Source organism: Archaeoglobus sp. (assembly GCF_017656475.1).
Classification (GTDB): Archaea; Halobacteriota; Archaeoglobi; order Archaeoglobales; family Archaeoglobaceae; genus Archaeoglobus.
On sequence record NZ_JACDNT010000001.1, the window covers coordinates 1 to 25,962 of the forward strand.

At 46.3% G+C, this 25,962-nt stretch carries 25 protein-coding genes; 19 read left to right on the forward strand and 6 right to left on the reverse strand.

Translation table 11 applies throughout. The features are described from left to right. From H0Z19_RS00005 to H0Z19_RS00015, 3 genes are all read right to left on the reverse strand, one after another. Positions 1–911: (Fe-S)-binding protein (locus H0Z19_RS00005; protein ID WP_290722601.1), on the reverse strand; the 911-nt coding region annotated here is incomplete at its 3' end. A gap of 4 nt (positions 912–915) precedes the next feature. Next, on the reverse strand, positions 916–2,679 hold the full coding sequence (locus H0Z19_RS00010) for an aldehyde ferredoxin oxidoreductase N-terminal domain-containing protein (protein ID WP_290722602.1): 1,764 nt from the start codon (positions 2,677–2,679) through the stop codon (positions 916–918). Continuing rightward, on the reverse strand, positions 2,646–2,846 hold the full coding sequence (locus H0Z19_RS00015) for a 4Fe-4S binding protein (RefSeq protein ID WP_290722604.1): 201 nt from the start codon (positions 2,844–2,846) through the stop codon (positions 2,646–2,648). The genes H0Z19_RS00010 and H0Z19_RS00015 overlap by 34 nt, the downstream gene beginning before the upstream one ends. Before the next feature lie 300 nt (positions 2,847–3,146). On the opposite strand from H0Z19_RS00015, the gene H0Z19_RS00020 reads away from it, so the two are divergent. From H0Z19_RS00020 to H0Z19_RS00030, 3 genes are read left to right on the forward strand one after another with little or no spacing between them, the layout of a single operon-like run. Continuing rightward, positions 3,147–4,376 (forward strand): ATP-binding protein, encoded by a 1,230-nt coding sequence (locus H0Z19_RS00020; RefSeq protein ID WP_290722606.1) that lies wholly within the window; start codon positions 3,147–3,149, stop codon positions 4,374–4,376. 1 nt (position 4,377) lies between these two features. After that, positions 4,378–5,142, forward strand: a complete 765-nt coding sequence (locus tag H0Z19_RS00025) for an MBL fold metallo-hydrolase (RefSeq protein ID WP_290722607.1) — start codon at positions 4,378–4,380, stop codon at positions 5,140–5,142. Next, the gene (locus tag H0Z19_RS00030; RefSeq protein ID WP_290722609.1) at positions 5,123–6,070 is read left to right on the forward strand and encodes a hydantoinase/oxoprolinase family protein; all 948 of its coding nucleotides are present in this window, start codon (positions 5,123–5,125) and stop codon (positions 6,068–6,070) included. Before H0Z19_RS00025 ends, H0Z19_RS00030 begins: the two co-directional genes overlap by 20 nt. Here H0Z19_RS00030 and H0Z19_RS00035 read toward each other — a convergent pair. Continuing rightward, positions 6,047–6,586 (reverse strand): class II aldolase/adducin family protein, encoded by a 540-nt coding sequence (locus H0Z19_RS00035; RefSeq protein ID WP_290722610.1) that lies wholly within the window; start codon positions 6,584–6,586, stop codon positions 6,047–6,049. The genes H0Z19_RS00030 and H0Z19_RS00035 overlap by 24 nt on opposite strands. Before the next feature lie 85 nt (positions 6,587–6,671). Between H0Z19_RS00035 and psmB the strand changes: the two genes are divergently transcribed. From psmB to H0Z19_RS00070, 7 genes are all read left to right on the forward strand, one after another. Next, positions 6,672–7,313 carry an archaeal proteasome endopeptidase complex subunit beta gene (gene psmB / locus H0Z19_RS00040; protein ID WP_365892103.1) on the forward strand — a complete coding sequence of 214 codons (642 nt, stop codon included), beginning with the start codon at positions 6,672–6,674 and terminating at the stop codon, positions 7,311–7,313. Positions 7,314–7,315: 2 nt separating this feature from the next. Further along, positions 7,316–9,214: a beta-CASP ribonuclease aCPSF1 gene (locus H0Z19_RS00045; protein WP_290722614.1), complete on the forward strand. Its 1,899-nt coding sequence runs from the start codon at positions 7,316–7,318 to the stop codon at positions 9,212–9,214. A 38-nt stretch (positions 9,215–9,252) separates the two neighbouring features. Continuing rightward, positions 9,253–9,468, forward strand: coding sequence for a TFIIB-type zinc ribbon-containing protein (locus tag H0Z19_RS00050; RefSeq protein ID WP_290722616.1), 216 nt, complete (start codon positions 9,253–9,255; stop codon positions 9,466–9,468). Positions 9,469–9,502: 34 nt separating this feature from the next. Beyond that, positions 9,503–10,639 (forward strand): GTP cyclohydrolase II, encoded by a 1,137-nt coding sequence (gene ribA, locus H0Z19_RS00055; protein ID WP_290722619.1) that lies wholly within the window; start codon positions 9,503–9,505, stop codon positions 10,637–10,639. Beyond that, complete coding sequence (locus H0Z19_RS00060) at positions 10,624–11,361, forward strand: DUF2103 domain-containing protein (protein WP_290722620.1); 738 nt, start codon at positions 10,624–10,626, stop codon at positions 11,359–11,361. Before ribA ends, H0Z19_RS00060 begins: the two co-directional genes overlap by 16 nt. Beyond that, positions 11,339–11,731, forward strand: coding sequence for a YkgJ family cysteine cluster protein (locus tag H0Z19_RS00065; RefSeq protein ID WP_290722622.1), 393 nt, complete (start codon positions 11,339–11,341; stop codon positions 11,729–11,731). Before H0Z19_RS00060 ends, H0Z19_RS00065 begins: the two co-directional genes overlap by 23 nt. 165 nt (positions 11,732–11,896) lie before the next feature. After that, positions 11,897–13,234 carry an FAD-dependent oxidoreductase gene (locus H0Z19_RS00070; RefSeq protein WP_290722623.1) on the forward strand — a complete coding sequence of 446 codons (1,338 nt, stop codon included), beginning with the start codon at positions 11,897–11,899 and terminating at the stop codon, positions 13,232–13,234. Here the strand turns inward: H0Z19_RS00070 and larC are convergent, their stop codons facing one another. Both larC and H0Z19_RS00080 read right to left on the reverse strand, forming a co-directional pair. Continuing rightward, a complete protein-coding gene (larC, locus tag H0Z19_RS00075) occupies positions 13,235–14,431 on the reverse strand; it encodes a nickel pincer cofactor biosynthesis protein LarC (protein ID WP_290722625.1) in 1,197 nt (398 codons plus the stop codon). A gap of 12 nt (positions 14,432–14,443) precedes the next feature. Then, positions 14,444–16,285, reverse strand: coding sequence for a hypothetical protein (locus H0Z19_RS00080; RefSeq protein ID WP_290722627.1), 1,842 nt, complete (start codon positions 16,283–16,285; stop codon positions 14,444–14,446). 439 nt (positions 16,286–16,724) lie between these two features. On the opposite strand from H0Z19_RS00080, the gene H0Z19_RS00085 reads away from it, so the two are divergent. The 9 genes from H0Z19_RS00085 (at position 16,725) to H0Z19_RS00125 (ending at position 25,781) form a co-directional block, all read left to right on the forward strand. Then, positions 16,725–19,046: a penicillin acylase family protein gene (locus H0Z19_RS00085; RefSeq protein ID WP_290722630.1), complete on the forward strand. Its 2,322-nt coding sequence runs from the start codon at positions 16,725–16,727 to the stop codon at positions 19,044–19,046. A gap of 4 nt (positions 19,047–19,050) precedes the next feature. Continuing rightward, on the forward strand, positions 19,051–19,371 hold the full coding sequence (locus tag H0Z19_RS00090) for a hypothetical protein (protein ID WP_290722632.1): 321 nt from the start codon (positions 19,051–19,053) through the stop codon (positions 19,369–19,371). After that, positions 19,368–19,697: an Rpp14/Pop5 family protein gene (locus tag H0Z19_RS00095; RefSeq protein ID WP_290722633.1), complete on the forward strand. Its 330-nt coding sequence runs from the start codon at positions 19,368–19,370 to the stop codon at positions 19,695–19,697. The genes H0Z19_RS00090 and H0Z19_RS00095 overlap by 4 nt, the downstream gene beginning before the upstream one ends. Before the next feature lie 2 nt (positions 19,698–19,699). After that, positions 19,700–20,440 (forward strand): archaeal proteasome endopeptidase complex subunit alpha, encoded by a 741-nt coding sequence (gene psmA, locus H0Z19_RS00100; RefSeq protein ID WP_290722634.1) that lies wholly within the window; start codon positions 19,700–19,702, stop codon positions 20,438–20,440. Between the two features lie 3 nt (positions 20,441–20,443). Next, a complete protein-coding gene (locus H0Z19_RS00105) occupies positions 20,444–21,148 on the forward strand; it encodes a ribosome assembly factor SBDS (RefSeq protein ID WP_290722635.1) in 705 nt (234 codons plus the stop codon). After that, positions 21,148–21,819 (forward strand): exosome complex protein Rrp4, encoded by a 672-nt coding sequence (gene rrp4 / locus H0Z19_RS00110; RefSeq protein ID WP_290722636.1) that lies wholly within the window; start codon positions 21,148–21,150, stop codon positions 21,817–21,819. The genes H0Z19_RS00105 and rrp4 overlap by 1 nt, the downstream gene beginning before the upstream one ends. After that, positions 21,803–22,579, forward strand: coding sequence for an exosome complex exonuclease Rrp41 (gene rrp41 / locus H0Z19_RS00115; RefSeq protein WP_290722638.1), 777 nt, complete (start codon positions 21,803–21,805; stop codon positions 22,577–22,579). The genes rrp4 and rrp41 overlap by 17 nt, the downstream gene beginning before the upstream one ends. Beyond that, positions 22,572–23,351: an exosome complex protein Rrp42 gene (rrp42, locus tag H0Z19_RS00120; protein ID WP_290722640.1), complete on the forward strand. Its 780-nt coding sequence runs from the start codon at positions 22,572–22,574 to the stop codon at positions 23,349–23,351. The genes rrp41 and rrp42 overlap by 8 nt, the downstream gene beginning before the upstream one ends. 87 nt (positions 23,352–23,438) lie before the next feature. Beyond that, positions 23,439–25,781: a DNA-directed DNA polymerase gene (locus H0Z19_RS00125; RefSeq protein WP_290722641.1), complete on the forward strand. Its 2,343-nt coding sequence runs from the start codon at positions 23,439–23,441 to the stop codon at positions 25,779–25,781. Positions 25,782–25,962 lie beyond the last annotated feature (181 nt).

Sequence of the window (25,962 nt, forward strand, 5' to 3'; positions counted from 1 at the left end):
CAGTTGAAAACTGCAAACCTCGCTCCAGATTTTACCATGTCCTCCACGTTCTTCTTCTGCACCTCCTCTGCCAGCTCATATTCACCCCACATCTGAAACACGGCTCCGCAGCAGATCCCATTCTCCCTGTCGTACTCTCTCTCAGTCCTCTCAACGCCGATGAGCTCGAAGACCTTGTCGAGAATCCTGTCCGTTTCGGGGCTTAGCCTGTTGGAGCAGTTCCTCTGATAGGCAACCTTAACGTTCAGCTTCCTTATCCTGTCCTCGTTCTCCTTCAGCCAGTTGTACAGGTACTCGTAGAGGTGGACGGTTTTGAAGGGCACATCTATGCCATAGGCCCTGGCATAGGAGTTGAAGAAGCCGTAGCACTCGTCGTGGAAGCAGACGAGCTCATCCACGCCGTACTTCCTTATATTCTCTATTGTCTGTCTGGCTCTTTCCTTTATAACAGACATGTTGGCGAAGTGCAGATAGACGAGGTTGCAGAAGACCTGTCTGCCCATTATAACCGGCAGACCCTCGAAAAGCTTGCCCTTCACGTTGTCTCTCAAATCGGGGAAAAGACAGAGGGAGAGGGCTTTGCTGCCAACCTCCCTTATTGCGGCCAGATCCTTTTCCTTTGCCGCATACATTTTAACAAGCTGCTTGGAGATCGGCTTCGGGGCGAGGTTTATTCCGTACTGCTCCTGAAGCTCCACTATGCGGTAGAAGGGGTGGTTGTCGTAGGGACAGTACTCCTCGCAGGCGTAGCAGGTCTTGCACTCCTCAAGAACCCTGCTGTACTCTCCCTTCGCGATCTTTATCCTCTCCTCCCTCGCAGACTCAAAATCGTAATTCAGATACTGACATTTCGTCAAACAGGCATAGCTATCGCAGTTAAAACACCTGTCTGGATCGAATTTAAGGTTCATAACATCACCTCCTCATAAATTCCTCCAAACCCATCTCCATGTAATGCTCATCCAACATCCTCTCCACATCTTCCTTAGTTAGCGGTTCGCCAGTAACGTAGTCCCGAAAGCCGTCATCTAACCAGTCCTCAGGTGGTAAATCATCTTCCCGAGTGAAACCAGCCCTGAAGTTTGCAAGCTTTAGCATCCTCCATACCTCCTTTGCCCTGTCCAAGAGCTGATTCTTGCTTATCTCTATTCCAGTAGCAGCAGAGTACAGTTCAGCGCAAATGTCAGCGTTGTAGAAGCGATTGATCTGAGCCCTAGCGCATATTCCGAGTGAAGCAAGGACTGTGAACCAGATGTGAGAGTAGCAGAGCAGCTTTCCTATCTTTATTCCACCACTCAGAATCTCCTCTATTTTTTCATCTGGTATGCCCATTCTGGCAAGGTGTTTTCTAAAACTCTCCGGAGGTCTCTTGGCGAAATAAGTAGGAGATCCGCCAGCAGCAACATGAGGGCCACGAGGATCAAGGATTTGGCCAAGCTCCATCGTTCCAAAGAGGTTCCATATCAATGGACCTTTAGGAGTTACATAAGCTCTCAAACCTTTAACAACGCTTTTTGGCTTAACTCCGAATTTCTTTTCCATCTCAGTAAAGCCGTTGGCGAGCAAATCTCCAGTGCCTTCTCTTAAGGCTATTTTCTTCGCCCAAGATAGCATTGAGTCAAGAGATGTGAAGTCTATCTCGCTATCAAGTTCAAGTTTCCCTTTCTCGCTCAGCTCCTTTGCAAAGTTGAGAATCCCCAAAAATTCGAACATGTCCATTCCATACTCATCGAGTTTTGCTGTAAGTCTCATCGCATCCTTGTAGTTCATGCCCATAACAGCCGGTGTCACCAAATTTACGGCTGAAGTCGTGTAAATCTCCTCTCCATCAAGCTCAAGGACATCTTTGTCTCCGATTGGACACGAAACGCAGGCTATTCTTCTCTTTCTGAGCTTCAGATAAACGTCTCGTGGAATCGCTGGAAGAGACTTCAGCAGACCGAGTTCCTGCCATTCCTTGAGGTAGGGATAGCTTCTCATTCTTTCAAGCAGCTCCTTAACGGCTTTATCGAACCTCCTCCTGTCCTTAACTTCAACACTTCCGCTTCCTCTGACGAACAAAGCCTTGAGGTTCTTCGATCCCATTACAGCTCCAATGCCTCCCCTTCCGACGGTTGAGAGTCTGTCTACATACATCATCGAGAATCTGACAAGGTTTTCTCCAGCCTGACCTATTGCCATAATTCCTCCCTCGCCGCATTCTTTCCATATCTTCTGGCATGTCTCGCTGATTCCAAAGCCCCAGGTATCCTCAGCATCACAAATACCAATGTCATTATCCTCTATCGTGATAAAAACCGGTCTGTCTGCTTTTCCTTCAATTATTACTGCATCGTAGCCTGCAAACTTAAGATTGCATGCAAAGGTTACTCCTCCACCGCCGCCCCACCCAATTGCTCCATTTGCGGGCAACTTGGTAAAAGCGTAAATTCTCGACGTTGCAGGAGCGTTTGTTCCAACAAGAGCTCCAGCACCGATTATTAGTGGATTTGATGGACTTAGTGGATCCATTTCAGGCTTAATATTGTCACAAGCAAGTTTTGCACAAAATCCGAACCCGCCAATGTAGTTCTTGGCCAAATCGGAATCATATTTGTTAATTTCGCAATTAGTTAAATCAATGCGCAGGATTTTTCCGGCAAAGCTCATTTTACCATCTCCAGCGCCCCATAAAAGCACTGCTCAACACACTTTCCACATTCATTACAGTCTTCGGTGAACTCTGCCCTGTACTCTCTTATTTTTATCCTTGAAGCTGAGAAGCTGAATTTTTTGGTGTACGTGTAAGAGCATACGAGCATACAGCGCATACAGCCAGTGCAGTTTTCAGGATGAACAACAATCATCCACAACCCTTACCTTATGTCCGCTTCGTCAATTCAACATCTGGAGACTTTTTTCTCGTTCTTATTACTTCTGATACCAAAATGACTGTTTGTACTTTGTATGATGCTAAACGCTCACCACTGACAAACTCTCCATCTTTTGTGATGCAAATTCCCATGTTTTTTTGTTTTATATGAAAATATATGAAAATTTCGATAGGTAAGAGAATAATCCAAGATTGTAGCTAACCTCTAAGGCCTGCTTAGGAAACTCCCAAAAAATTTAAATCACGATTTGGTGATTTGTAGGAAGTGTCCCAGATGAGCGCTGTCAAGCTTGTTGAACTTCTGCTTACCGCGGAAATATTTAACAGATATGAGGAGCTGACCGAGGACGACATACCAAAGGAAATCAGGAAACTGCTGTATAACAAGGGAGGTATAAAGAGACCTGTGGTGATTAGGGAGGATACTGTTGTAAGGTATGCTGGAAAAGTTGATCAAAGCCCACCATTCGTTGATTTGAACGCATTTTCAAAGCAGTACATTCTCACTTCTTTCGATCTGGCTGTTAAATGGTTCGCAAGTAGGGGAGTTGAGCTAATAAAGAAGAATCCTGCTCTCGCCTACTTCTACCAGAACTATGACTCCCTCGATGTTTCGTACGAGGAGGCGAAGAAGGCTAACCTGCCGAAGCATGGAGACAAAGAGTGGCTGAAGAGCTTGATAGAGGAGCTCGAGAAGAAGGATGAAACGAGGGAGATGCTCTCTCTTGTAAGAGTGCTATCTCCTGAAGAAATTCCCGTTGATTTCAGAGAGGTGGCTCTCAGTGAGGAGCAACTTGAAGAAGTGAGAAAGATTGAGATTGCGCTGGAAGAAAGAAGCTTTCTGAGAAAAATTGGGCTATCAGACATTGGAAAGCTTCTGTTCATCGGCCCACCGGGAACCGGAAAAACGACCACTGCAAGGGCATTGAGCAAGAAGCTCTACCTTCCGTTGCTCGAGGTCAAGCTGTCGATGATAACAAGCCAGTATCTCGGTGAGACTTCCAAGAATATAGAGAAAATTTTCGAAATTGCGAGGATGATGTCTCCCTGCATTCTCTTCATTGATGAGTTTGACTATGTCGCCAAAATGAGGACGAGCGATGAGCATGCGGCAATAAAAAGGGCGGTTAACACACTGCTGAAGTCAATTGATGATATCAACCTTGTTGAAGATGGTGTTCTGCTGATTGCCGCAACCAACCACCCCTCTCTTCTCGATCCGGCAGTATGGAGGAGATTCGACAAGGTTATCGAGTTCCCGGAGCCAGAAGAGGCGATAAGAAGGAGAATTTTTGAGATATTCCTGGCAAAAATCCAGGGAGATTTTGACATAGAAGAGCTTGTGAAGGAGACTGAAGGCTTCACGGGAGCAGATATAAAGCTTGTTGTCAGAGAGGCTGTTCTCGACGCTCTTCTTCAGGGGAGAAAGGAGCTTACTCAGGAAGACTTATTGAATGCGGTAAGAGAGGTTGGAGAGAGACTTAAGCTAAAGAAGTCTTACTAGCATGATAATTACCCTGCTCGGAACCGGCGACTCCCCAGGCACACCAATTCTCAACTGTCACTGCAGAACATGTGAAGATGCGAGAAGAAAAGGATGGGAGAGGAAGAGATTCTCGGTTATGGTTCAGAACAACGGCAAGACTGTTCTTATTGACACCTCTCCAGATTTGAGGAGACAGCTTCTCGATTGTAAGGTGGAGAAGGTTGATGCCGTAATCTGGACTCACTGCCACTTCGACCACTTTGGTGGGTTTGGAGAGTTTTACAGAGTTCAGAACAACGTCAGGGTTTACTCCACACCACAAATTCACGAGGATATCGGCCACTTCATGAAGTTCATGTCCTACAAGCCAATCGAGGTGGAAGCTTTTGAGAGCTTTAACGTGGGAGGTGTGGATTTCACCCTTCTGCCAGTGAACCACCCTCCCGTGAGTGCTGTTGGTGTAAAGGTGGAGTGGAAAGGTTACAAGGTGGTCATCAGCGGAGACACAAATGCAAGAATACCAGAGAGCACTCTGACGGAAATGCAAAATCCGGATTTGTTTATAGTTGAGGCTCTCGCTCCAACAGGCAGGTTCAGGAAACATATGAATGCCAGAGAGGCCATGGATCTCGGTAAAAGGCTTAACGCCGGAAAAATCGTTTTAACGCATCTTGGACACTTTTATCCACCACATCACATCGCCGTGAAGAGCTATCCTGTAGGTGAAGACTATCAATCCTTTTCGTTTGGAGAGGGGAGGCTAGATGAGTTCATTGGGGATTGATATTGGAGGAGCAAATCTTAAGGTTGCCTCACCTGACGGATGGGAAATTATCTACTTCCCCATGTGGAGGGAGGCTGAGAGGCTGGAAAGTAAGCTGAGAGAAATTGCTGAGAAATACTCAGCAAAAAAAGCCGGAGTTGTTATGACTGCTGAGCTTGCTGACTTTTTCAACTCAAAGTCCGAGGGAGTAGAATTTATTGCAAAGGCCTGCGAAAACGTTTTTGATGAGGTTTGCTTTCTGGATGTTGATGGCAATCTCAAATCCAGCATCGATGTCCCGGAAAACTTTGCTGCAAGCAACTGGGTTGCTTCATGCAGGTTTCTCTTAGAGGAAGGATACAGGAATTTTCTTTTCATCGACATGGGTTCAACCACAACAGACATAATCCCTGTTACTTCAAAAATTAATGCCGGAAAAACAGATTTTGAGAGGCTTAAAAGAAGAGAGCTCGTTTACTTCGGTATCCTTAGAACTCCAGTTTTTTATGTGCTTAAGGAGTTTAATTCTGTTCCTCTCTGCCCCGAATTTTTTGCGATAACCGCAGACGTTTTTATTCTAACCGGAGATATTCAGGAAAGGGACTATACCTGCAACACTCCTGATGGCAAAGGAAAGAGCGGAGAGGAGTGTATGCGGAGACTTGCGAGAACGGTTTGCAGTGATCTGGATGAGCTGGGAGAGAGTAACGTTAAGGAGCTTGCCCTTGAAGCCAAGTGGTCCATGATAGACACGGTTTCTGAAATAATAAAGGCCAAATCTGCAGAGTATGGTCTGAATAAGGTCTTCGCCTGCGGTATAGGGGAGTTTCTTATCAAAGAAGCTTGTGAGGAGGCAGAGATTGATTGCCAGCTGATTTCAGAACTCTATGGAGAGTACTCCAAGCTCTTCCCGGCCTACGCAATGCTAAAGCTTGTCGAGAAGCTTTAGCCTGTAAACAATCTCGCAGGAGTGCTCCGCATAGCTCGCCTTGTTGTACGCATCCCTTAAATTCTTCCCTGCTGCGTAAATACCGTGATTTCTTACAATCGCTATCCCCTTCATCCTGATAACTTCTGAGATTTTCTCTGCAAGTTCGGGAGACCCAAACTGTCCATCAACAACCTCTATTTCCCCAAAATACAGCTTACCCTCCAAATCTGCTGGCACGATTTTATCCATTAAACTCCCCAAAACGACATTGAACACACCGTGGCAGTGCAAAACTGCGTTGTAGTCCGTTTTCTCGTAAACTTTCATATGTATCAGCTGGTCAACCGAGGCTTCCTTAACGAATTCACCGGGCTTTACTTTAACAAAAGATGAGTCACTAAGGTCGTCAAGGTTTTCGCCAGAACGGGTTATGTAAATCGAACCGGCCATTTTGAAGCTCATGTTCCCGCTTGCACCGTCTATCAACCTCGATGCAGCGAGAAGCTTTCCAACTTTAATCGCCTCTTCGAACATAATTTCAAAAGAACGAAACATTTAAAAATCTTTTTTCTCTAATGAAAGATGCCTAAGGGCTATTTTAAAAACCAAAAACAAAGTGATGAGCATGATAGAGGAGAAGATATATAAAGGAACCACGACGGTAGGCTTGGTTTGTAAGGACGGAGTAGTCATGGCTACCGAAAAAAGAGCGACTATGGGCAACTTCATAGCGAGCAGAGCGGCCAAGAAGATATACCAGATCGCAGACAGGATGGCCATGACAACCGCAGGCAGTGTAGGTGACGCTCAGTTTCTCGCCAGAATAATCAGAATCGAAGCGAACCTTTACGAGATAAGAAGGGAGAGAAAGCCGACTGTAAGAGCCATCGCAACCCTCACATCGAACCTTCTCAACTCATACCGCTACTTCCCTTACTTAGTTCAGCTTCTCATAGGTGGGATAGATTCGGAAGGAAAGAGCATTTACTCAATCGACCCAATAGGAGGAGCCATAGAAGAGAAAGACATAGTTGCAACGGGAAGCGGCAGCCTGACAGCTTACGGTGTGCTGGAGGACAGATTCACACCGGAGATGAGTGTAGATGAGGCTGTCGAGCTTGCTGTGAGGGCAATCTACTCAGCAATGAAAAGGGACTCTGCTTCAGGCGACGGTATTGATGTTGTAAAGATAACGGAGGATGGGTTTTATCAGTACAGTCCTGAAGAAGTGGAGCAGATACTGGCAAAGTTCAGGAAATAAGGATGACGAAGTATCTGGATGAAATACGGGAGAAGGTAAAGGAGTATCTTCCATCGAAGGTCAGGGTTAAGAGCATAGAATTTGAGGGGCCTCAACTTGTAATCTACGTTGAGAACCCTCAGGAGCTGGCAGAAGTAGACATAGTTAAGAAGCTCGCCAAAGATCTGAGGAAGAGGATAATCATCCGCGCTGATCCAAAGTCGCTGAAACCCCCAGAGGAGGCAAAGGAGATAATACTGAAAATCGTTCCGGAAGATGCCAAGATCTCAAACATCTTTTTTGACGAAGAGAATGGAGAGGTAATTATCGAGGCAGAGAAGCCAGGAGTTGTGATAGGAAAACAGGGCTCTACATTCAGAGAAATAATGCGAGCTGTGGGCTGGAGTCCAAGGGTTGTGCGCACACCACCCATAAAATCGAAGATTATCGAGAACATCAGAAACTACCTCCTGAGCGTAAGGGAGGAGAGAGGCGAAATTCTGAAAAGAATCGGGGAAAGGATACACAGAACCTCGCTCATAGATGAAAAGTGGGTCAGAGTTACGTTTCTTGGGGGAAGCAGAGAGGTTGGAAGGAGCTGTTACCTGCTGCAAACACCGGAGAGTAGAGTCCTCATTGATTGTGGAGTGAATGTGAGCAATCTTTCAAGCACACCCTACCTCTACGTCCCCGAAGTCCAGCCACTCGACGCTCTTGATGCTGTTGTAATAACTCACGCACACCTCGACCACTGCGGTCTCGTGCCCTTGCTCTACAAGTTCGGGTATAAGGGGCCGATATACCTCACTCCACCTACGAGAGACCTCATGGTCTTGCTGCAGCTAGATTTTCTTGAAGTTGCAGGAAGGGAAGGCACTAATCCTCCTTACAGCTCAAATCTAATTAGAGAAGCTCTGAAGCATACAATCACTCTCGACTACGGTGTTGTTACGGATATAAGTCCAGACATCAGGCTGACCTTCTACAATGCAGGCCACATACTTGGGTCGGCAATAGCGCACTTCCACATCGGGGAGGGGCATTACAACATCGCTTTTACTGGAGACTTCAAGTTCGAGAAGACGAGACTTTTCGATAGAGCAGCGACAAACTTCCCGAGACTTGAGGCGCTTGTTATGGAAGCCACCTACGGTGGAGCAAACGATATACAACCATCAAGGAGAGAAGCTGAGGAAAGGCTGATCGAAATGATTAACCGAACACTTGATAGAGGAGGGAAGGTGCTTATACCGACTTTCGCTGTAGGAAGAAGCCAAGAGGTCATGATAGTTCTTGAGGAGGCGATGAGAGAGAAAAGACTAAGAGAAACCTACGTTTACCTAGACGGAATGATCTACGAGGCTACAGCGATCCATACAGCATATCCTGAGTATCTGAACGCACATCTGCGAGACCTGATTTTCTACCACGGAATAAACCCCTTCATAAGCGAGAACTTCGTGAGGGTTGACTCATCATCAAAGAGAGAAGAGGTAATCAGCGACCCCTCACCAAGCATAATTATCGCGACATCCGGTATGCTGAACGGTGGGCCGGTTATGGAATACTTCAGGCATCTCGCAGAGGACGAGAGGAACACGATCGTCTTTGTAGGTTATCAGGCTGAAGGAACGCTGGGCAGAAAAATCCAGAAAGGCTGGAAGGAGGTTCCATTCCCTGTTGCCGGTAGAAGAGAAGTTGTCGAGGTGAAGATGGAGGTTGAAACCGTCGATGGATTCTCTGGACATTCCGACAGAAGACAGCTAATGAACTACATACGTTATCTGAACTCCAAGCCTGAGAAGGTTGCGACTGTGCATGGAGACGAATCGAAATGCATTGATCTCGCTTCAAGCATATACAAGACATACAGAATTGAAACCAGAGCACCGATGAACCTTGAGACGATAAGGTTTGTTTGAGGAGAATAAATTTATTTGTTTGAAGTTGGTGAGATATTATGAAAAGAATTCTTATCTGTCCGGTATGCAAGTCAAAGGATGTTGAGCTTGATGCTGGAGGCTACACGGGAAAGTACTACTGCAAAAACTGCGGTTATGTGGGAAGCTTTGTTTTGGAGATGACTAAAGGAGAGTACAAAGAGATGATGGAAAAAGAGAAATTTGAAAGGATAGAAGATGAGAAATCGAAGCCAAAAGGAGTGAGAGAGGATTAAAATTAAGTTTATATTCCCTTGACCAACTTTTTTTATGCAAGAAATCTCTTCCCACGTAAAATCTGGAAAACCTGTCATGATTCTCGATTCGGAAAAAAGTGCTATATGCATTCCAGCAGAGGTTGTTAGCGGGGAGATACTCAACTTCATGATGAAGAACTGCGACGAAATTCGTCTGGCATTGACATGGAAACAGATTTTGAACTTGGGACTAAACAGGTTCAGATTTCAGAACGGTAATTTAATACCAATTGACCCGAATCTTGATAAGATTTCGGCTGATGAGAGAGCAGTTTTCATCAGGGAGCTCGTCGGTGGAAAGGTTAGGGACGTAAAGTATCCTGGCAGAATATTTGTGGAAGAGACGAAGGAGATGGGTGTGCTTGAAAGGCCGGGAATGGCTGAGGCATGTGTTGACCTTGCGAGAATGGCGGGCTTTGGCCCTTCAGCCGTCTATGCACCCCTCATGACAGCCGAGGGTGGTGTGGCTGGGGAAGATTACGCCCTCAAATTTGCAAAAGAACACTCAATGCCGGTTTTCAGAATAAAGGACATGATTGAGTTCAGAATCAAATCGGAGAAAATTGTTGAGAGAGTTGTTGAAGCCACACTTCCAACGAAATTTTATGGAACTTTCAAAGCAATGGGTTACAAAACGCCTCTGGGAGAGATCGTTGCACTCGTCAGGGGAGAAGTTGATAAGGGGGACGTGCTGGTGAGGATACACTCCGAGTGTCTAACCGGAGACGTTTTTCACTCCCTGCGTTGTGACTGCGGAGACCAGCTCGAAAATGCCCTTAAGATGATTGACAAAGAGGGCAAGGGTGTGGCAATCTATATGAGAGGACATGAAGGGAGAGGGATAGGTTTAATCAACAAGCTGATGGCCTACAAGCTTCAGGAGGAAGGGAAGGACACTGTTGATGCAAACATAGAGCTCGGCTTCCCGCCAGACATGAGAAGCTATGGAATAGCAGCTCAAATACTGATGGATTTGGGGGTTAAAAGCATAAGACTCCTCACAAACAACCCTCTGAAGATAGAGGAGCTGAAAAAATACGGATTCAAGATTGTCAGGGAGCCGATTGAGGTAGAGCCCTGCGAGGTCAACCTCCCGTATCTTAAGGCGAAAAAGGATAAGATGGGTCACATGATATGTTTCAACGATTAACCTGCGAATGTGGTGCAGAGTTAATCAGCGATGCTGCGTATTGCCTTAACTGCGGGAGAAAACACGCTATTGGCTGTGGTGTTTATGTTTCGGAAAGGAGAGTATACGTAAGAATTTTCGGTAAAAAAGGTTACGACGGGTTCAGTTTAAAAAGATACGACGAAGATGTTTCGATCAGAAACCTGTACGAGATTCTGGGTGAGAGAATTTACTTCTCAAGAGTGGAGGAGGTCGTTATTTCTGGAGAGAATAGGGAGTTGATAGAGGAAGGTGTTGAGAATCTTAAAAACAGCCTTTATCCCTTTGAGATTTCAGTCAGCGATGTTTTTGAAACGCATGAGGAATTTTTTGATAAACTGGAGCGTGTGCTGAGGTTGAAAAGGGAGCTGAAAACTGTCGATACACCACCAGAAGACAAGATACACGGCAGCCACTCAACGATAATTGGAGGGAGGGAAGGTTACAACCTCATCATTTCACTCGCTAAATCCCCATACGTGAAAAAGGTCGTTCCAGGAGTTATAGAAGGTAACGCGACGAGCATTGGTGGAGGAGTTAAGCTGAAGCTCACAAGAAGCGATGAAAAAGGGAATGTCAGGGCTTTGCTTATCGATGGCTCGTCTGTCCAGCAGGTTCACGTGATAACCACAGCGTCAAACAGGGAGAAGGGGGAGGAGGTTTTGAAGCTTCTGAGGGGGTATGTACGCGATATACAGGGCTGAGGGTATTGAGGTTGCAATCCCTTTCGAATGTAGAATGTGCGGGAAGTGCTGCGAAAAACTCAGCCAGTGCGTTTATGACCCGCTGTCGGGAAAAATAATCGCGGAGACAGAGTTTGGGTTGTTTGACTATATCGAGCTGAGTGTTGATGCGAAAAGTCCCGTTTTGATTAAACCCTGTCCTTTCCTCAAGGACGGAAAATGCGAGATTCATGAAATCAGACCGAAAAGCTGCCGGGATTTTCCTCTGACTGAGCGAGGTGACTGCGGTGTGGGATGCGAGGGTTACAGAGAGATCAAAGAGAGGGTTAAGAAAATTGAAAGTGCTGTGGGAAAGCTTGAATTTATTGGGGTAGAGCACGACAGCGATTAATATGTCTACAGAAGTCGTTAATTACCGAGATTATGAAGTGTTGGAAAGCAATCCGGGAAACAACAAACCTGTTCTTTGATTATAATTATTGGATAATCCAGTTTATAATTATATTTATAAATTTCCTCAAAAAGTATTAAATTTTGGTGAGGCTAAAGAACAACTATGAAATACGACGTTTTGATAATCGGTGGTGGGCCTGCAGGGATGGTTACAGCAACGACTGCAAAAAAGTTTTACCCTGACAAGAGCGTTGCGATAATCAAGAAGGAGGAGAAGGGTCTGGTTCCATGTGGAATACCCTACGTCTTCAGCACTCTCGGATCGGTTGAGAAGAACATAATGCCGACAAAGCCGGCAGAGAACCTCGGAATCGAGTTCATAATCGACGAAGTTACAGATGTTGACGTCAAAGCAAAGGTTGTAAAAACCAAGAGTGGCAAAAGCATCTCATACGAGAAGCTTGTTTTTGCCACCGGTTCAACGCCTGTAATACCGAGAATAGAGGGTGTTGAGAAAGAGGGAGTTCATGCGGTGTCCAAGAACATTGACGAGCTGAAGAAGCTCCATGAAGCTGTTGAAAAGGCTGAGAGAGTTGTCATAGTGGGCGGAGGCTTCATAGGTGTTGAGGTGGGGGAACAGATAGCCAGACTGGGAAAGAAGGTAGCAATAGTGGAAATGATGGACCAACTCCTTCCTGCTGCCTTCGACAAGGAATTTGCGAGAATTGCTGAAGAGGAGCTGAAGAAGCTTGGAGTTGAGCTTTACCTTAACTCAACCGTCAAAAAGATAGTCGGTAATTCCAAGGTTGAGGCGGTTGAGCTGGTGGATGGAAGGAAAATTGATGCTGACGTTGTCATTTTATCAGTAGGTTACAAACCGAACATAGAGCTTGCGGAAAAGGCAGGGTTGAGAATAAGCATAGGAAACAGGATATGGACGGATGAGTACGGCAGAACGAGCGAGAAAGACGTTTTTGCTGTTGGCGACTGCTCTGAGGAGAAGGACTTCTTTACAAGAGAGACGAGCAGAGTTATGCTCGCTTCAACCGCGACCTTTGAGGCAAGGATTGTTGGGGCTAACCTATTCTCTCTTAAAGTTGTGAGGGTGAACAAGGGAACTGTAGGCGTTTTCTCAACAGTTGTTGGAGAGGTCGCCTTTGGTGCTGCAGGTCTAACTGAAGAGGCTGCGAGAAAGGAGGGGTTTGAAGTTGTTGCAGGTTACGCTGAAAGCTTCAACAGACATCCTTCAAGTATCCCTGGAGGAACAGTAACAAGAGTGAAGCTTGTTTTCGCAAAGGAGAGCGGAACAATTCTCGGCGGACAGGTTGCGGGAGGTGCAGAGGTTGGAGAAATGGTCAACATGATTGCAATGGCAATCCAAAATCACCTCACTGCATCGGAGATCGACACATTGCAGATTGGTACACATCCGCTTTTAACCTCAGCACCTACGATGCCCCCGCTGATAATTGCAGCCGAGGATGCTCTGAGAAAAATGTAACTATCCAATATTTTTTTCAACCTCTCTGAGAACTTCTCGAAGAGGTATACCTAAGTCCTCTGCTATTTTCCTGAGATCCTCGTACTCCGGTTTTACGTTTATTACCTTTTCGCCCATCTTGGACGTTTTGACCGTTACTTCAAACTTCTTGCCAAAGAGCTCGATTTCAACCTTCTCCTTCTTTCTTTCTGCCACCAATCTCGGTAGCTCGTAAATCCTTACCCCTATCGTTCCTGTCTCCCTCATAAGAACCTCAGCCATTCTGTGGCAATTTTTGTAGTCACTGATCACGGAAATAACGTTTGCCGGTCGGTTTTTCTTGCCGATTACCTGAGTGACATACACATCAACAGCACCCTCATCGAACAGCCTTCTTACAGCATGCCCTACAATCTCCCCACTAGCATCGTCAACGTTGGTTTCGAGAATAACTATTCTGTCGTTCACAGCCCTGAAATCCTCTCCTTCTGCCACTCTCAGCACGTTAACGATTCCGTCAACCCTCTTAGTACCAGCCCCGTAGCCAATCCTACTTAGTTTCATAGGTGGAAAAACATCCACCACATTCTCAGTAAGATTTACCAAAAGCGCTGCTCCGGTCGGAGTTGTCAACTCCGTGTTGACATCAAAGTTTGAATATCTAAAACCATGTGCTGCCAGAATCTCAAGCGTTGCGGGAGCGGGAGAGGCAATTTTGCCGTGATCCATCTTTATATATCCCCCACCCAGCACGGGAGGAGTTGTGTAGATTTCAGCGTCGAAGTACCCCTCTCTGTCGAGTATTGTCGCAGTCCCAACAACGTCAAAAATTGTGTCCAGCGAGGCTATTTCATGCAGATGGAACTCCCCGCCGTGAAGTCGTGCCTCTGCCCCTACAAGGTCGTCAATTACGCGATAAACGAATTTTGATGCTCGCTCAGATATCTCTAAGCTCTCCACTACCGATTTAACAGCTTTTCTAAGATTTGCCGGACTTGAAAGCCTTCTCTCTTTGATGTCGATCTCCAGTCCCTTTGCAAGTATTCCCATATCTCTCTCAATCACTTCCACTTTGAACTTCTGACAGTTTTCAAGCCTGTTTATTGCCTCTTCTACGTCTAAAACTGCATCAGTGGAGTCTGTCAGATCAATGAGGGCCGAAAGTAGCATATCTCCAGAGATACCGGCAATTTTTGGATCCAAAACAAGGATTTTCATAAAAAATAAAGATTATGGAAGAATTTCTCCTCCCTCAACGAGCCTCGAATGTATTAGCTTGGCGAGTTTTGCAACCTCTTTTGCATTGTTTTTGGCACCTGGTATTGCCCTTGTCAGGTATGCACCGTTTTCAGCCTTCTTTGCAGCTTCATTCTCATCCATTCCGAGAATTGCTGCCACAGCAGCGGGAACAGTTACGTTGATGATAGTATGACCGATGTACTGAAGTTCCTGCCCAAGAACAGCGCCGGCAAAAAGAGCAGTTCCGTAGTCCGGATCGTCTCTTCCCTTACCTTCAAGTGCGTAATCCACGACAGCTTTGGCGGAGAGGTTCTCAATATGGTATGTTTTTCCGTCAATGGTTACATCGTAGGATATGTAGGAGTCGAAACCCCAGAACTTCTTGGTGAATCCGTCAGTTCTCCTCGCCTGCGGTCTGATTTCTGTAAACTTGAACTCAATCTTCTTGCCTGTGAAAGCCGAGAGTATTGCCGACCCCCTCTTCTCAACGTAAGCCTTCCTTTCTTCATCGAGGGTTCTCGCAACCTCTTCAACATCCTTGCCCTCTTTTAGCATTTCGTACGCCTTAACTGCCCTCCTGTAGATCGCTCTATCCCTCACGTCCTCACTTGCGAGCATGCATGCCCGTGTTACGGGACCCCTCTTAACCTCTTCAGCCTTCCTTGTGATCGTGTTGAGCGCGCACAAAGCCATCTCAGGATCTATGAAAGAGTTCATCTTGTAGTTCCTTATCTCCTCAGCAACCTTGTAAATGTCCCCGTACTTCATCATCAGCCTTATGGCCGGAACAGTATCACCGCACAGATGGCCCAGCGGTGGGTTTACCGGTCCACCTGAGAAACCGGCGCCAATGATGGGAGACTCCTCAAATCCCGCAAATATTTCATTTAGAGCCATTGATCCAATTACCGACGGTCCGCCTATGTCCTTCAGTATAAGTCCGAAGTCTCCAATTACCCTGGCAGTTTCGAATTCTTCCCTTGTGCCCCTTATGTGCAGCTTTTCTGGCAGGCCAGCAGCCTCCACAGCACCCTTTCCTGCCATGTATGCCGAATCGGCACTGCCAAACGCTCCGAATTCCTCCCCAAGGAAGGCATCTGGATGCACTATCTCCATCGCAACAGTTGCACCGATAAGTGCCGGCCAGAGTGGGTAGGGTGTGATTCCTGCCCCCTCCATCGCTCTCATCATCGCCTGAGTTCCGACCTTTGCAGCATTCTTGGCAAGTTCCGGTATGTTAACGTCCTCACCCAGAGCACTGTGTCCATAAATGGCTCCACCAGCTATAAACGGCGGAAGTACAGCTCCATCAACCTTCGTGAGCTTCTTATCGAGTAGTTCCTCAAAAACGGCTTTGTATGCCGGGAATGCGGGTATTCTATGAGTAAACTTGTTGGTAACAAGAGCTATACCGCTCGTTCTGCATGCCCCAGCATGCATCCTAGCCATCGCGCCAAGCTTTCTGTTAGCCATCGGAACTCCGGCTCTCGCTGCAGCACCGGCAAAGTAAGCAAGAGCCGCAACTATGAGCGCGGCATTCTCAGGAGAGGCTCCCGCATTTTTCGCCTCATTGACCGCCTTTTGAATTACGAGATCCAATGGAATTTGCGGTGCTGCAGCATCGACGAGCGTTGCCTCACTCATCAATTTCATTTCGGGCTCCTGAACACCACCAAACATATCCTCCGCAATAGAGTTTGCTGCACAAAAAACTGGGATTACCAGCGTACCATGACCCTTCGTTGCTGCTTCTATCTTGTCGTTTGTCATAAGGTCTGGCTTAAACGTTGCTGCAAGTGTTGCTGCTAATACTGCTTTCTCCTTTTCTTCCATACATTTCACCTCACAAAATTTAGGTTAACTTAAAATTGGATTGACCACTATAAAAACCTTCGGTTTAAATATTAAATTTTATTAAAATTTTATTAAAATTTTCGAAATTCAAAAAATTAATAACTTAAATTTATGAGAGTATGCACCGACTAACGCTGTTCAAAGTCGTTCTCTTAAGATTACGAGTGAACTTGAACTACCAGATTCGGATTTTTAGAAAAATTACTCGAAGTTTTTTGGTAATTATGATTTCCTGCCAAACGGCGCTTTGATAGCTGCAGCATGCAAGCATCGCGGGATAAAAAAGATTGCGGCTTTCGATTGAGGTGATTTTCTAGAGATGAGATGTTTAAGTTTGGCTGCTGCATATCTTTAAATAAACCTGAAGCAGCTAAAGTTCATGCAAAATAAATATATATCACCGGTCTAACACACATACATGAAAAAGCTCGTGATAGTACCCCTGCTATTACTTGCAATCTTTGTCATTGCTGCATACAGCTACCTCAACCTCCTTGCCCCCTTCAGCGGCAGCCTGTGGGAGGTGGACAGATCAACAGAGGTTCCAAATCCTTACGGCTGGGCTGAAGTTTACTTTGACGAATACGGTGTGCCACACATAGTTGCTGAAAATGAGAAGGCTATGGCTTTTGCAGTTGGTTACATCCACGCCAAAGACCGTCTCTTCCAGATGGACCTCCACCGAAGGATGATGAAGGGAGAGCTAAGCGAAGTTTTTGGTGAGGATTTCTTCGACTCCGATGAGTTCCACATAAAAATGGATTTTGCTGGTGCAGCAGAAGCTTCGTGGAGCATAATCAAAGATTCAGAAATTGGTGACTTTCTGGTTGCATACAGCGAGGGTGTGAATTACTACATCAACAACCGCCCTCTCCCGATTGAGTTCAAGCTCGCAGGCTACAAGCCCAAAGAGTGGACTCCGGTTGATTCTCTCCTGCTTGGAAAGGAGATATCGTGGAGTCTAACTGGTAACTTCTGGGATTTGAAAAGAGCTCTGATCGTCGAAAAGCTAGGAGAGAAGGCACTGGAACTATACCCGGAGTATATGAACCACTCTTACCCCATAATAAGGACCGAAATCGTTAACAAATCTCTCCTCGACTGGCTTAAGCCATTTGAGGCGAAAGAAGGATTGGGATCGAACAACTGGGTCGTTTCAGGAAAGTTCACAGAAAACGGAAAGCCGATGCTCGCCAACGACCCCCACCTGCTCCTGATGGCCCCGCCCGTCTGGTACGAGATGCACCTGAAGGTGGATGAGGAGAATGTCAGAGGTGTATCCCTTCCAGGCGTGCCGGTCATCCTGATCGGGATGAACGACTATGTGGCGTGGGGCTTTACCAACGTTGGGGCTGATGTAATCGACTTCTACTACTATGTCTGGGATGGCGAGAAGTACCTCTACAAAGGTGAGTGGCTCGAACCGGAGAAGAAGGTCAAGGTGGTGAGGGTTAAGACAGACAGCGGTGTTGAGGAGAGAGAAGTTGTTGTGGAAAAGACCGTTCATGGGCCTGTTATAGAGAAGCACGGAAGAAAGATTGCGGTTGCTTGGACTGGACTGACAGCAACGAGAGAAGCATTGGCAATTTACAAGTACAACCACGCACACAACATCTCTGAGTTCATTGAAGGTTTGAAGCTCTTTGATGTTCCCGCGCAGAATGTGGTTTATGCAGACATCTACGGAAATGTGATGTATTATCCAGCAGGAAAATTCCCGATAAGGCTTATTAACGGAACTGAAGTTCCCGGCAATGTCATATTCAACGGCTCGGCTGGAGAGGGAGAGTGGAGGGGGTTCAAACCCTATGGCGTTTCAACTTGGGAAGGCTTTATACCTTTCGAGGAGATCCCCCATCTCATAAATCCCGATTACGTTGGAACTGCAAACCAGAGGGTTGTTTTTGGCTATCAGCACTATCTTGGCGATTCGATGTACTTTGCAGACCCATACAGAGGTATGAGGATTTACCAAATGCTCGATGATGCTGCCAAATCAGGCAAAAAGATATCTCATGAGTACTTCATGGAAATGCAGAGAGACGTCTACTCCAAACCGGCGGAGTTCTTCACACCGTTCATTTTTGAGGCTGAAGGGAAAATGAGCGAAAAGGCGAAGAGCTACGCTGAGAAGCTGAGAAACTGGGACTTCAGAATGGTTAAAGACAGCGAAGCGGCACTGGTGTTCTCAATCTGGCTCGAAGAGTTTATAAACGAGACTTTTGGCGATGAGTTCTACTCAGCCGGGCTGGATAAAGACTTCTACCCCCACCTCTACGTTCTTCAGAACCTGCCTGCATACAGCATCTGGTTTGACGATATCAGGACTGAAGAAAGGGAGCAGAGAGCGGATATTGTGGCGAGAGCCATGGAGAAGGCAGTTGAAATAATAGAGTCTGAAGGTTACAGGGTTTATGGAGACTACAACAGGCTGAACATAGAGCACGCGTTCAGCAGCTTGGTTAAATTCTTCGACTATCCAAGCATGCCGATGAACGGCTCCACGTATACCGTTTTCAACTTCAGAAGGGCCGTTGACTGGGGAACTGGAGTATCGCAGGCAGGGAGTAGCTGGAGAATGATCGTCAACTTCGACAAGAACTACTGCATAATTCCGGGTGGAAATTCTGGCAACTACTTCTCCCCACACTACTACGATCAGCTTGAAATGTGGGCGAATGGAGAGTACAAGAGCTTCGATTTCAATGTTAGAGGTGAGAAAATTGTCTTCAGGGGGTGATTCCATGAACAGGTGGATTCTTATAGCTTTATCTTTCCTGTTAGCTCTCGCTTTATCCATCTTTCACTGGGCCAGCATAATAATCGGAGGACTGATTGCAGGATACTTCTCGAAAAATTTCAAGGAGGCACTTGCTGTTGGCTTCGCATTGGGCTTTTTCATATATGGGGCTTTCATGGCTTACCTGGCTTACATGGGAATGCTGGCAAAGTTTCTCGCCCTATCCCCACTGTCCTACCTAAGCTTGGTGCTGTGTCTGGCTCTTGCAGTAATTTCTACAATCATCACAAACTTTTTTTCACCTTACGCAGTAAAGAAATTGTGAAAGGTCTGCCGCCATCACTGAGAAGCAGAAAAAGATATATTGCCTTCAGGATTATAGCTGAAAAAAAGATAGACGAGAGGTCACTTTCCCGCGCACTCTCGGAGAAGATGCTTGGCCTGTTTGGTGAGTGCTTTGCAGCAAGCGGGCTGAGAGTAGTCAGCTTCGACGGGGAGAAAGGGATAATCAGATGCTACAGAGAGGCGCTCGAGATGGTGATGGTGGCCCTCACGCTAATGACCAGTGTTGGTGATGTAAAGGTAACTCCGCTGACAATCGGTGTCAGCGGGACTATAAAAAGGTGTAGAAGAAAGTATTTGGAGGTGTGAACATGCATTTACCGCAAATGGGATATGATAGAGCCATAACGGTATTCAGCCCTGACGGAAGACTGTTTCAGGTAGAATACGCCAGAGAAGCTGTAAAGAGAGGTGCTACTGCAATTGGCATGAAGTGCAGTGAGGGTGTTATTCTGATAGCCGACAAAAGGGTTGGCAGCAAGCTTCTTGAGGCAGATACGATCGAGAAAATTTACAAAATTGATGAGCACATCTGTGCCGCTACTTCCGGCCTTGTAGCCGATGCGAGAGTTCTTATCGACAGGGCGAGAATTGAGGCCCAGATTAACAGATTAACTTACGATGAGCCGATAACGGTTAAGGAGCTTGCAAAGAAAATCTGCGACTTCAAGCAGCAGTACACGCAGTATGGAGGTGTCAGGCCTTTCGGTGTCTCGCTGCTCATTGCTGGTGTCGATGAGGTGCCAAAGCTTTACGAAACGGATCCAAGCGGTGCTTTGCTTGAGTATAAGGCGACAGCAATAGGGATGGGCAGGAACACTGTTACAGAGTTCTTTGAGAAAGAGTACTGCGAAGATCTCAGCTTTGATGATGCGTTAATCCTTGGACTGGTTGCGATGGGGCTCTCCATCGAATCAGAACTCGCCCCTGAGAACATTGAAGTGGGCTACGTTAAAGTTGACGATAAAACTTTCAAGGAAGTGACGGCAGAAGAGCTCAGACCCTACGTTGAAAAGGCAAACGAGAGGATTAGAGAGTTGCTGAAGAAGTGAAGTATGGTATCCCTCGATAAGGCCGTAATTGCAAGGCTCAGAAAAGGAGGAGAGGAGTTCGAGGTCCTTGTTGACCCTTACTTAGCCAGAGACCTCAAGGAAGGAAAGGAAGTCAACTTCGAGGACCTTCTCGCTGCCGAGGAAGTCTTCAAAGATGCAAGAAAGGGTGAGAGGGCATCGGCAGAGGAACTGAGAAAGGTATTTGGAACGGAGGACATCTCCGAGATTGCCAGAAGAATAATAATCGACGGAGAAGTGCAGATAACTGCTGAGCAGAGAAAAGAAATGCTTGAGGCGAAAAGAAAGCAGATAATCAACTTCATTAGTAGAAACACAATCGATCCGAGAACAAACGCCCCACATCCCCCCTCAAGGATCGAAAGGGCAATGGAGGAGGCAAAGGTGCACATCGACATCTTCAAGTCGGTCGAGGCACAGGTAAAGGACATAGTTAAAGCCCTGAAGCCCATTATTCCGCTGAAATTTGAAGAAATGGAAATAGCCATTAAAATACCACCGGAATACACCGGAAAAGCCATCTCTGCCCTTTACAACTTCGGAGGAGTGACAAAAGAAGAATGGCAGAGAGACGGAAGCTGGATATGCGTGATGCGTATCCCGTCAGGAATGTACGGAGACCTGATGGACTTGCTCGGAAAGGTCGCGAAAGGTGAGGCTTTGACAAAAATTTTGAGGAGGATAGGATAATGAGGAAGATAGTACTGCCTGGAGATTTGCTCTCCACCAATCCACGTGCCGCTGGATACGGAACATACGTGGAAGGTGGGAAGGTTTACGCGAAAATAATAGGTCTTTTTGACCAGACTGAAACTCACGTTAGAGTCATTCCCCTAAAGGGCAGATACACGCCTTCCGTCGGGGATGTTGTTATCGGTATAATTAGAGAGGTCGCCGCCAACGGCTGGTCAGTAGATATTTACTCCCCATATCAGGCCTTTTTGCCCGTAAGTGAAAATCCGGAAATGAAGCCCAACAGGAAACCGAACGAGGTGCTCGACATAGGTGATGCAATAATAGCCAAGGTTCTCAACATCGACCCCAAAATGAAGGTCACACTGACGATGAAGGACAGAATATGCCGTCCTATCAGGTTTGGGAGAATCGTGGCCATCAATCCGGCGAGGGTTCCGAGAGTTATAGGCAAGAAGGGGAGCATGATAAAGCTTCTTAAGGGCGAGCTTGACGTTCAGATAGTTGTCGGGCAGAACGGTTTGATATGGGTTAATGGAGACCGCAGGAAAGTTTCCATTGCTGAGGAAGCAATCTACCTTATCGAGCAGGAGGCTCATACAGAAGGCTTAACAGATAGAGTTGCAGAATTTATAAAGAGGAGGAAGGCAGATGTCGGAATTCAATGAGAAACCAGAAAGGTTAATTGTGGATGGTTTAAGGCTCGATGGGAGAAAATTTGACGAGCTCAGACCAATAAAAATTGAGGCAAGTGTGTTGAAGAGAGCCGATGGCTCATGCTACCTTGAAATGGGTAAGAACAAGGTAATCGCAGCGGTTTTCGGTCCGAGAGAGGTGCACCCGAGACACCTTCAGGACCCAAGCAAGGCTGTTGTCAGATACAGGTACAACATGGCACCTTTCAGCGTTGAGGAGAGAAAGAGGCCCGGGCCGGACAGAAGGAGTGTTGAAATATCAAAGGTAAGCAAGGAAGCTTTTGAAGCAGTAATAATGAAGGAGCTGTTCCCAAGAAGTGCAATAGACATCTTCGTAGAGGTTTTGCAGGCTGATGCAGGGAGCAGGACAGCGTGTCTGAACGCTGCAAGCGTGGCACTGGTTGATGCTGGAGTGCCAATGAAGGGGATGATTACTTCAGTTGCGGTAGGCAAGGCTGACGGGCATCTCGTCCTGGATCCGATGAAGGATGAGGACAATTTTGGAGAGGCAGACATGCCCTTTGCATTCCTCATCAGGAACGGCAAGATCGAATCGATAGCGCTGCTTCAAATGGACGGCAGAATGACTAAGGATGAGGTGAGGCAGGCAATAGAGCTTGCAAAGAAGGGTGCGCTGCAGATTTACGAAATTCAGAGAGAAGCGATACTCAGGAGATATATAGAAGTTGGAGAAGAAATGGACGAAATAACAGAGGGTGGTGAAGATGTCTGAAGATATTCTGGCGGACATCAAGCGAGACTACGTCCTCTCAAAGCTTAGAGACAATGAGAGAATAGACGGAAGAGGCTTTGATGAGTTCAGAAATGTTGAAATAATTCCAAACGTTGTGGAGAAAGCCGAAGGTTCGGCTCTGGTCAAACTGGGTGACACGCAGGTAATGGTTGGAGTTAAGATGCAGCCAGGCGAACCTTATCCTGATACTCCCGACAAGGGAGTTATCATCGTGAATGCTGAGCTCGTTCCACTTGCTTCACCAACATTCGAGCCTGGACCACCAGATGAAAACTCGATCGAGCTTGCGAGAGTTGTGGACAGAGGAATTAGGGAAAGCGAGGCTGTTGATTTATCAAAGCTTGTTATCGAGGAGGGAGAGAAGGTCTGGATAGCATTCGTTGACATCCACGCTCTCGACGATGACGGAAACCTGCAGGATGCTTCAGCACTGGCAGCGATCGCTGCACTGATGAACACAAAAGTCCCGGCTGAGAGGTTCGAGGTAGGAGAGGACTTCCTGCTTCCAGTTCGAGACCTTCCAGTCTCAGTAACGTCACTCGTTGTTGGGAACAAGTACCTTGTCGACCCAAGCAGGGATGAAATGAGTGTTGGAGACACAACTCTAACAATCACCACCGACAAGGAAGACAACGTTGTTGCAATGCAGAAAAGCGGTGGATACTTGCTTGACGAAAAGCTTTTCGATGAGCTTCTGGATGTGAGTATAAACTGTGCCAGAAAGCTGAGGGAGAAGCTGAAGGAAATCTGAACTTTTTTTATTTTTAATATTTTCAGGCATAGTTTTTAGGTGTAGCACACCCAAACTTTAAATCCTTCTTTAGCATAATGTGTTTCGATGGAAAGAGTTGAAGGCTGGCTCATCGATGCTGACTACGAAACCATCGGTGGTAAGGCCGTTGTCAGGCTGTGGTGTAAAGATGATGAGGGGATTTTTGTCGCATATGATTACAACTTCGACCCCTATTTTTACGTTCTCGATGTTGATGAGGATATTCTCAAGAACGCCAGCGTTTCGACAAAAAAGGATGTTATTAAGGTAAAGTCCTACGAAAAAGCCCAGCTAAGGTCATTGGGAAGGGAGGTAGAAGGATACATCGTCTATGCTTACCACCCACAGCACGTTCCAAAGCTGAGGGACTACCTGTCCCAGTTTGGAGACGTGAGAGAAGCGGACATCCCGTTCGCCTACCGCTATCTGATTGACAAGGATCTGGCATGCATGGACGGGATTGCGGTTGAGGGGGAAAAGATTGAGGGAGTCATAAGAAGCTACAAGGTTGAAAAGGTGGAAAGAATTCCAAGAATGGAGTTCCCGGATCTCAAGATGCTCGTGTTTGACTGTGAAATGCTCTCGTCATTCGGCATGCCCGAACCTGAAAAGGATCCTATTATAGTTATCTCGGTAAAAACTGACGATGATGGCGAAATGATACTAACGGGAGAAGAGAGGAAAATCATATCGGATTTCGTGAAGCTTGTAAAGAACTGCGACCCCGACATCATCGTCGGATACAATCAGGATGCTTTTGACTGGCCCTACTTGAGAAAAAGAGCTCAAAAGTGGAATATCCCCCTTAACGTCGGAAGGGATGGCTCAAGCATCGTTTTCAGAGGTGGCAGGCCGAAGATAACCGGAAGGCTGAACGTTGATCTTTACGACATAGCGATGAGGATTTCGGACATAAAGATAAAGAAGCTGGAGAACGTTGCGGAATTTCTTGGGACTAAGATAGAAATCGCAGACATTGAAGCTAAGGATATCTACAGATACTGGAGCAGGGGGGAAAAAGAGAAAGTTCTAACCTATGCAAGGCAGGATGCCATAAACACCTACCTCATCGCCAAGGAGCTTCTGCCAATGCACTACGAACTTTCAAAGATGATAAGGCTACCAGTTGACGATATAACGAGAATGGGAAGGGGAAAGCAAGTTGACTGGCTGCTGCTGAGTGAAGCCAAGAAGATTGGTGAGATTGCCCCTAACCCACCGGAACATGCTGAGAGCTATGAGGGGGCTTTTGTTCTTGAACCAGAAAGGGGCTTGCACGAGAATGTAGCCTGCCTCGACTTTGCCAGCATGTACCCGTCGATAATGATAGCGTTCAACATAAGCCCTGACACTTACGGCTGTAGAGAAGACTGCCACGAAGCACCTGAAGTCGGCCACAAGTTTAGAAAAACCCCGGATGGATTCTTCAAAAGAATTCTCAGAATGCTCATAGAAAGAAGGAGGGAGATTAAAGCGGAACTCAAGAAGCTCGATCCCGAAAGTTCGGAGTACAAGCTTCTCGATATAAAACAGCAAACTCTGAAGGTTCTCACGAACTCATTTTACGGATACATGGGCTGGAACCTTGCAAGGTGGTACTGCCACCCCTGTGCGGAGGCAACAACCGCCTGGGGAAGGCATTTCATAAAGAAGTCGGCAAAAATTGCTGAAAGCATGGGATTCAAAGTTCTTTACGGCGACACGGACAGCATTTTCATCACGAAGGCGGGAATGACTAAAGAGGAGGTGGAAGAGCTGATTGCCAGGCTGCACGAAGAGCTACCAATACAGATTGAGGTTGACGAGTACTACTCATCCATCTTTTTCGTTGAAAAGAAGAGGTATGCTGGACTTACCGAAGACGGCAGGCTTGTGGTCAAGGGGCTGGAGGTCAGAAGAGGAGACTGGTGTGAACTGGCGAAGAAGGTTCAGAGGGAGGTTATAGAAATCATACTCAAAGAAAAGAATCCTGAAAAGGCTCTGTCGCTCGTAAAAGACGTCATATCTAGGATTAAAGAAGGAAAAGTTGCCCTCGAAGATGTAGTGATTTACAAGGGTTTGACAAAGAAGCCATCAAAATACGAGTCCATGCAGGCTCACGTCAAAGCCGCTCTTAAGGCAAAGGAAATGGGTATAATCTATCCAGTTTCTTCAAAAATAGGATATGTTATCGTAAGAGGTTCGGGGAATATAGGGGACAGAGCCTATCCAATAGACCTTATCGAGGACTTCGACGGTGAAAACCTGAGGATAAAAACAAAGAGTGGGACGGAAATCAAGAAACTGGACAAAGACTACTATATTGATAACCAGATCATTCCATCTGTTCTGAGAATACTTGAGAGGTTCGGATACACGGAGGCAAGTTTGAAAGGGTCTTTGCAGACAAGTCTGGACTCATTCTTTTAACAAAAATAGTAAAAACTTTAAATATTAATATTTTAAAATTGAATCAAAGAGTTTGTACTCCTCACAAGTCTTCCACAGTATTGCAAGTGGGGAAAAGGATTTTACAACCCTGGTAGAGCAATATGTGCATATCTACCCATAAAATTTTTAGAATAAGATTCAGTTTGATAGTCTTAAGTAA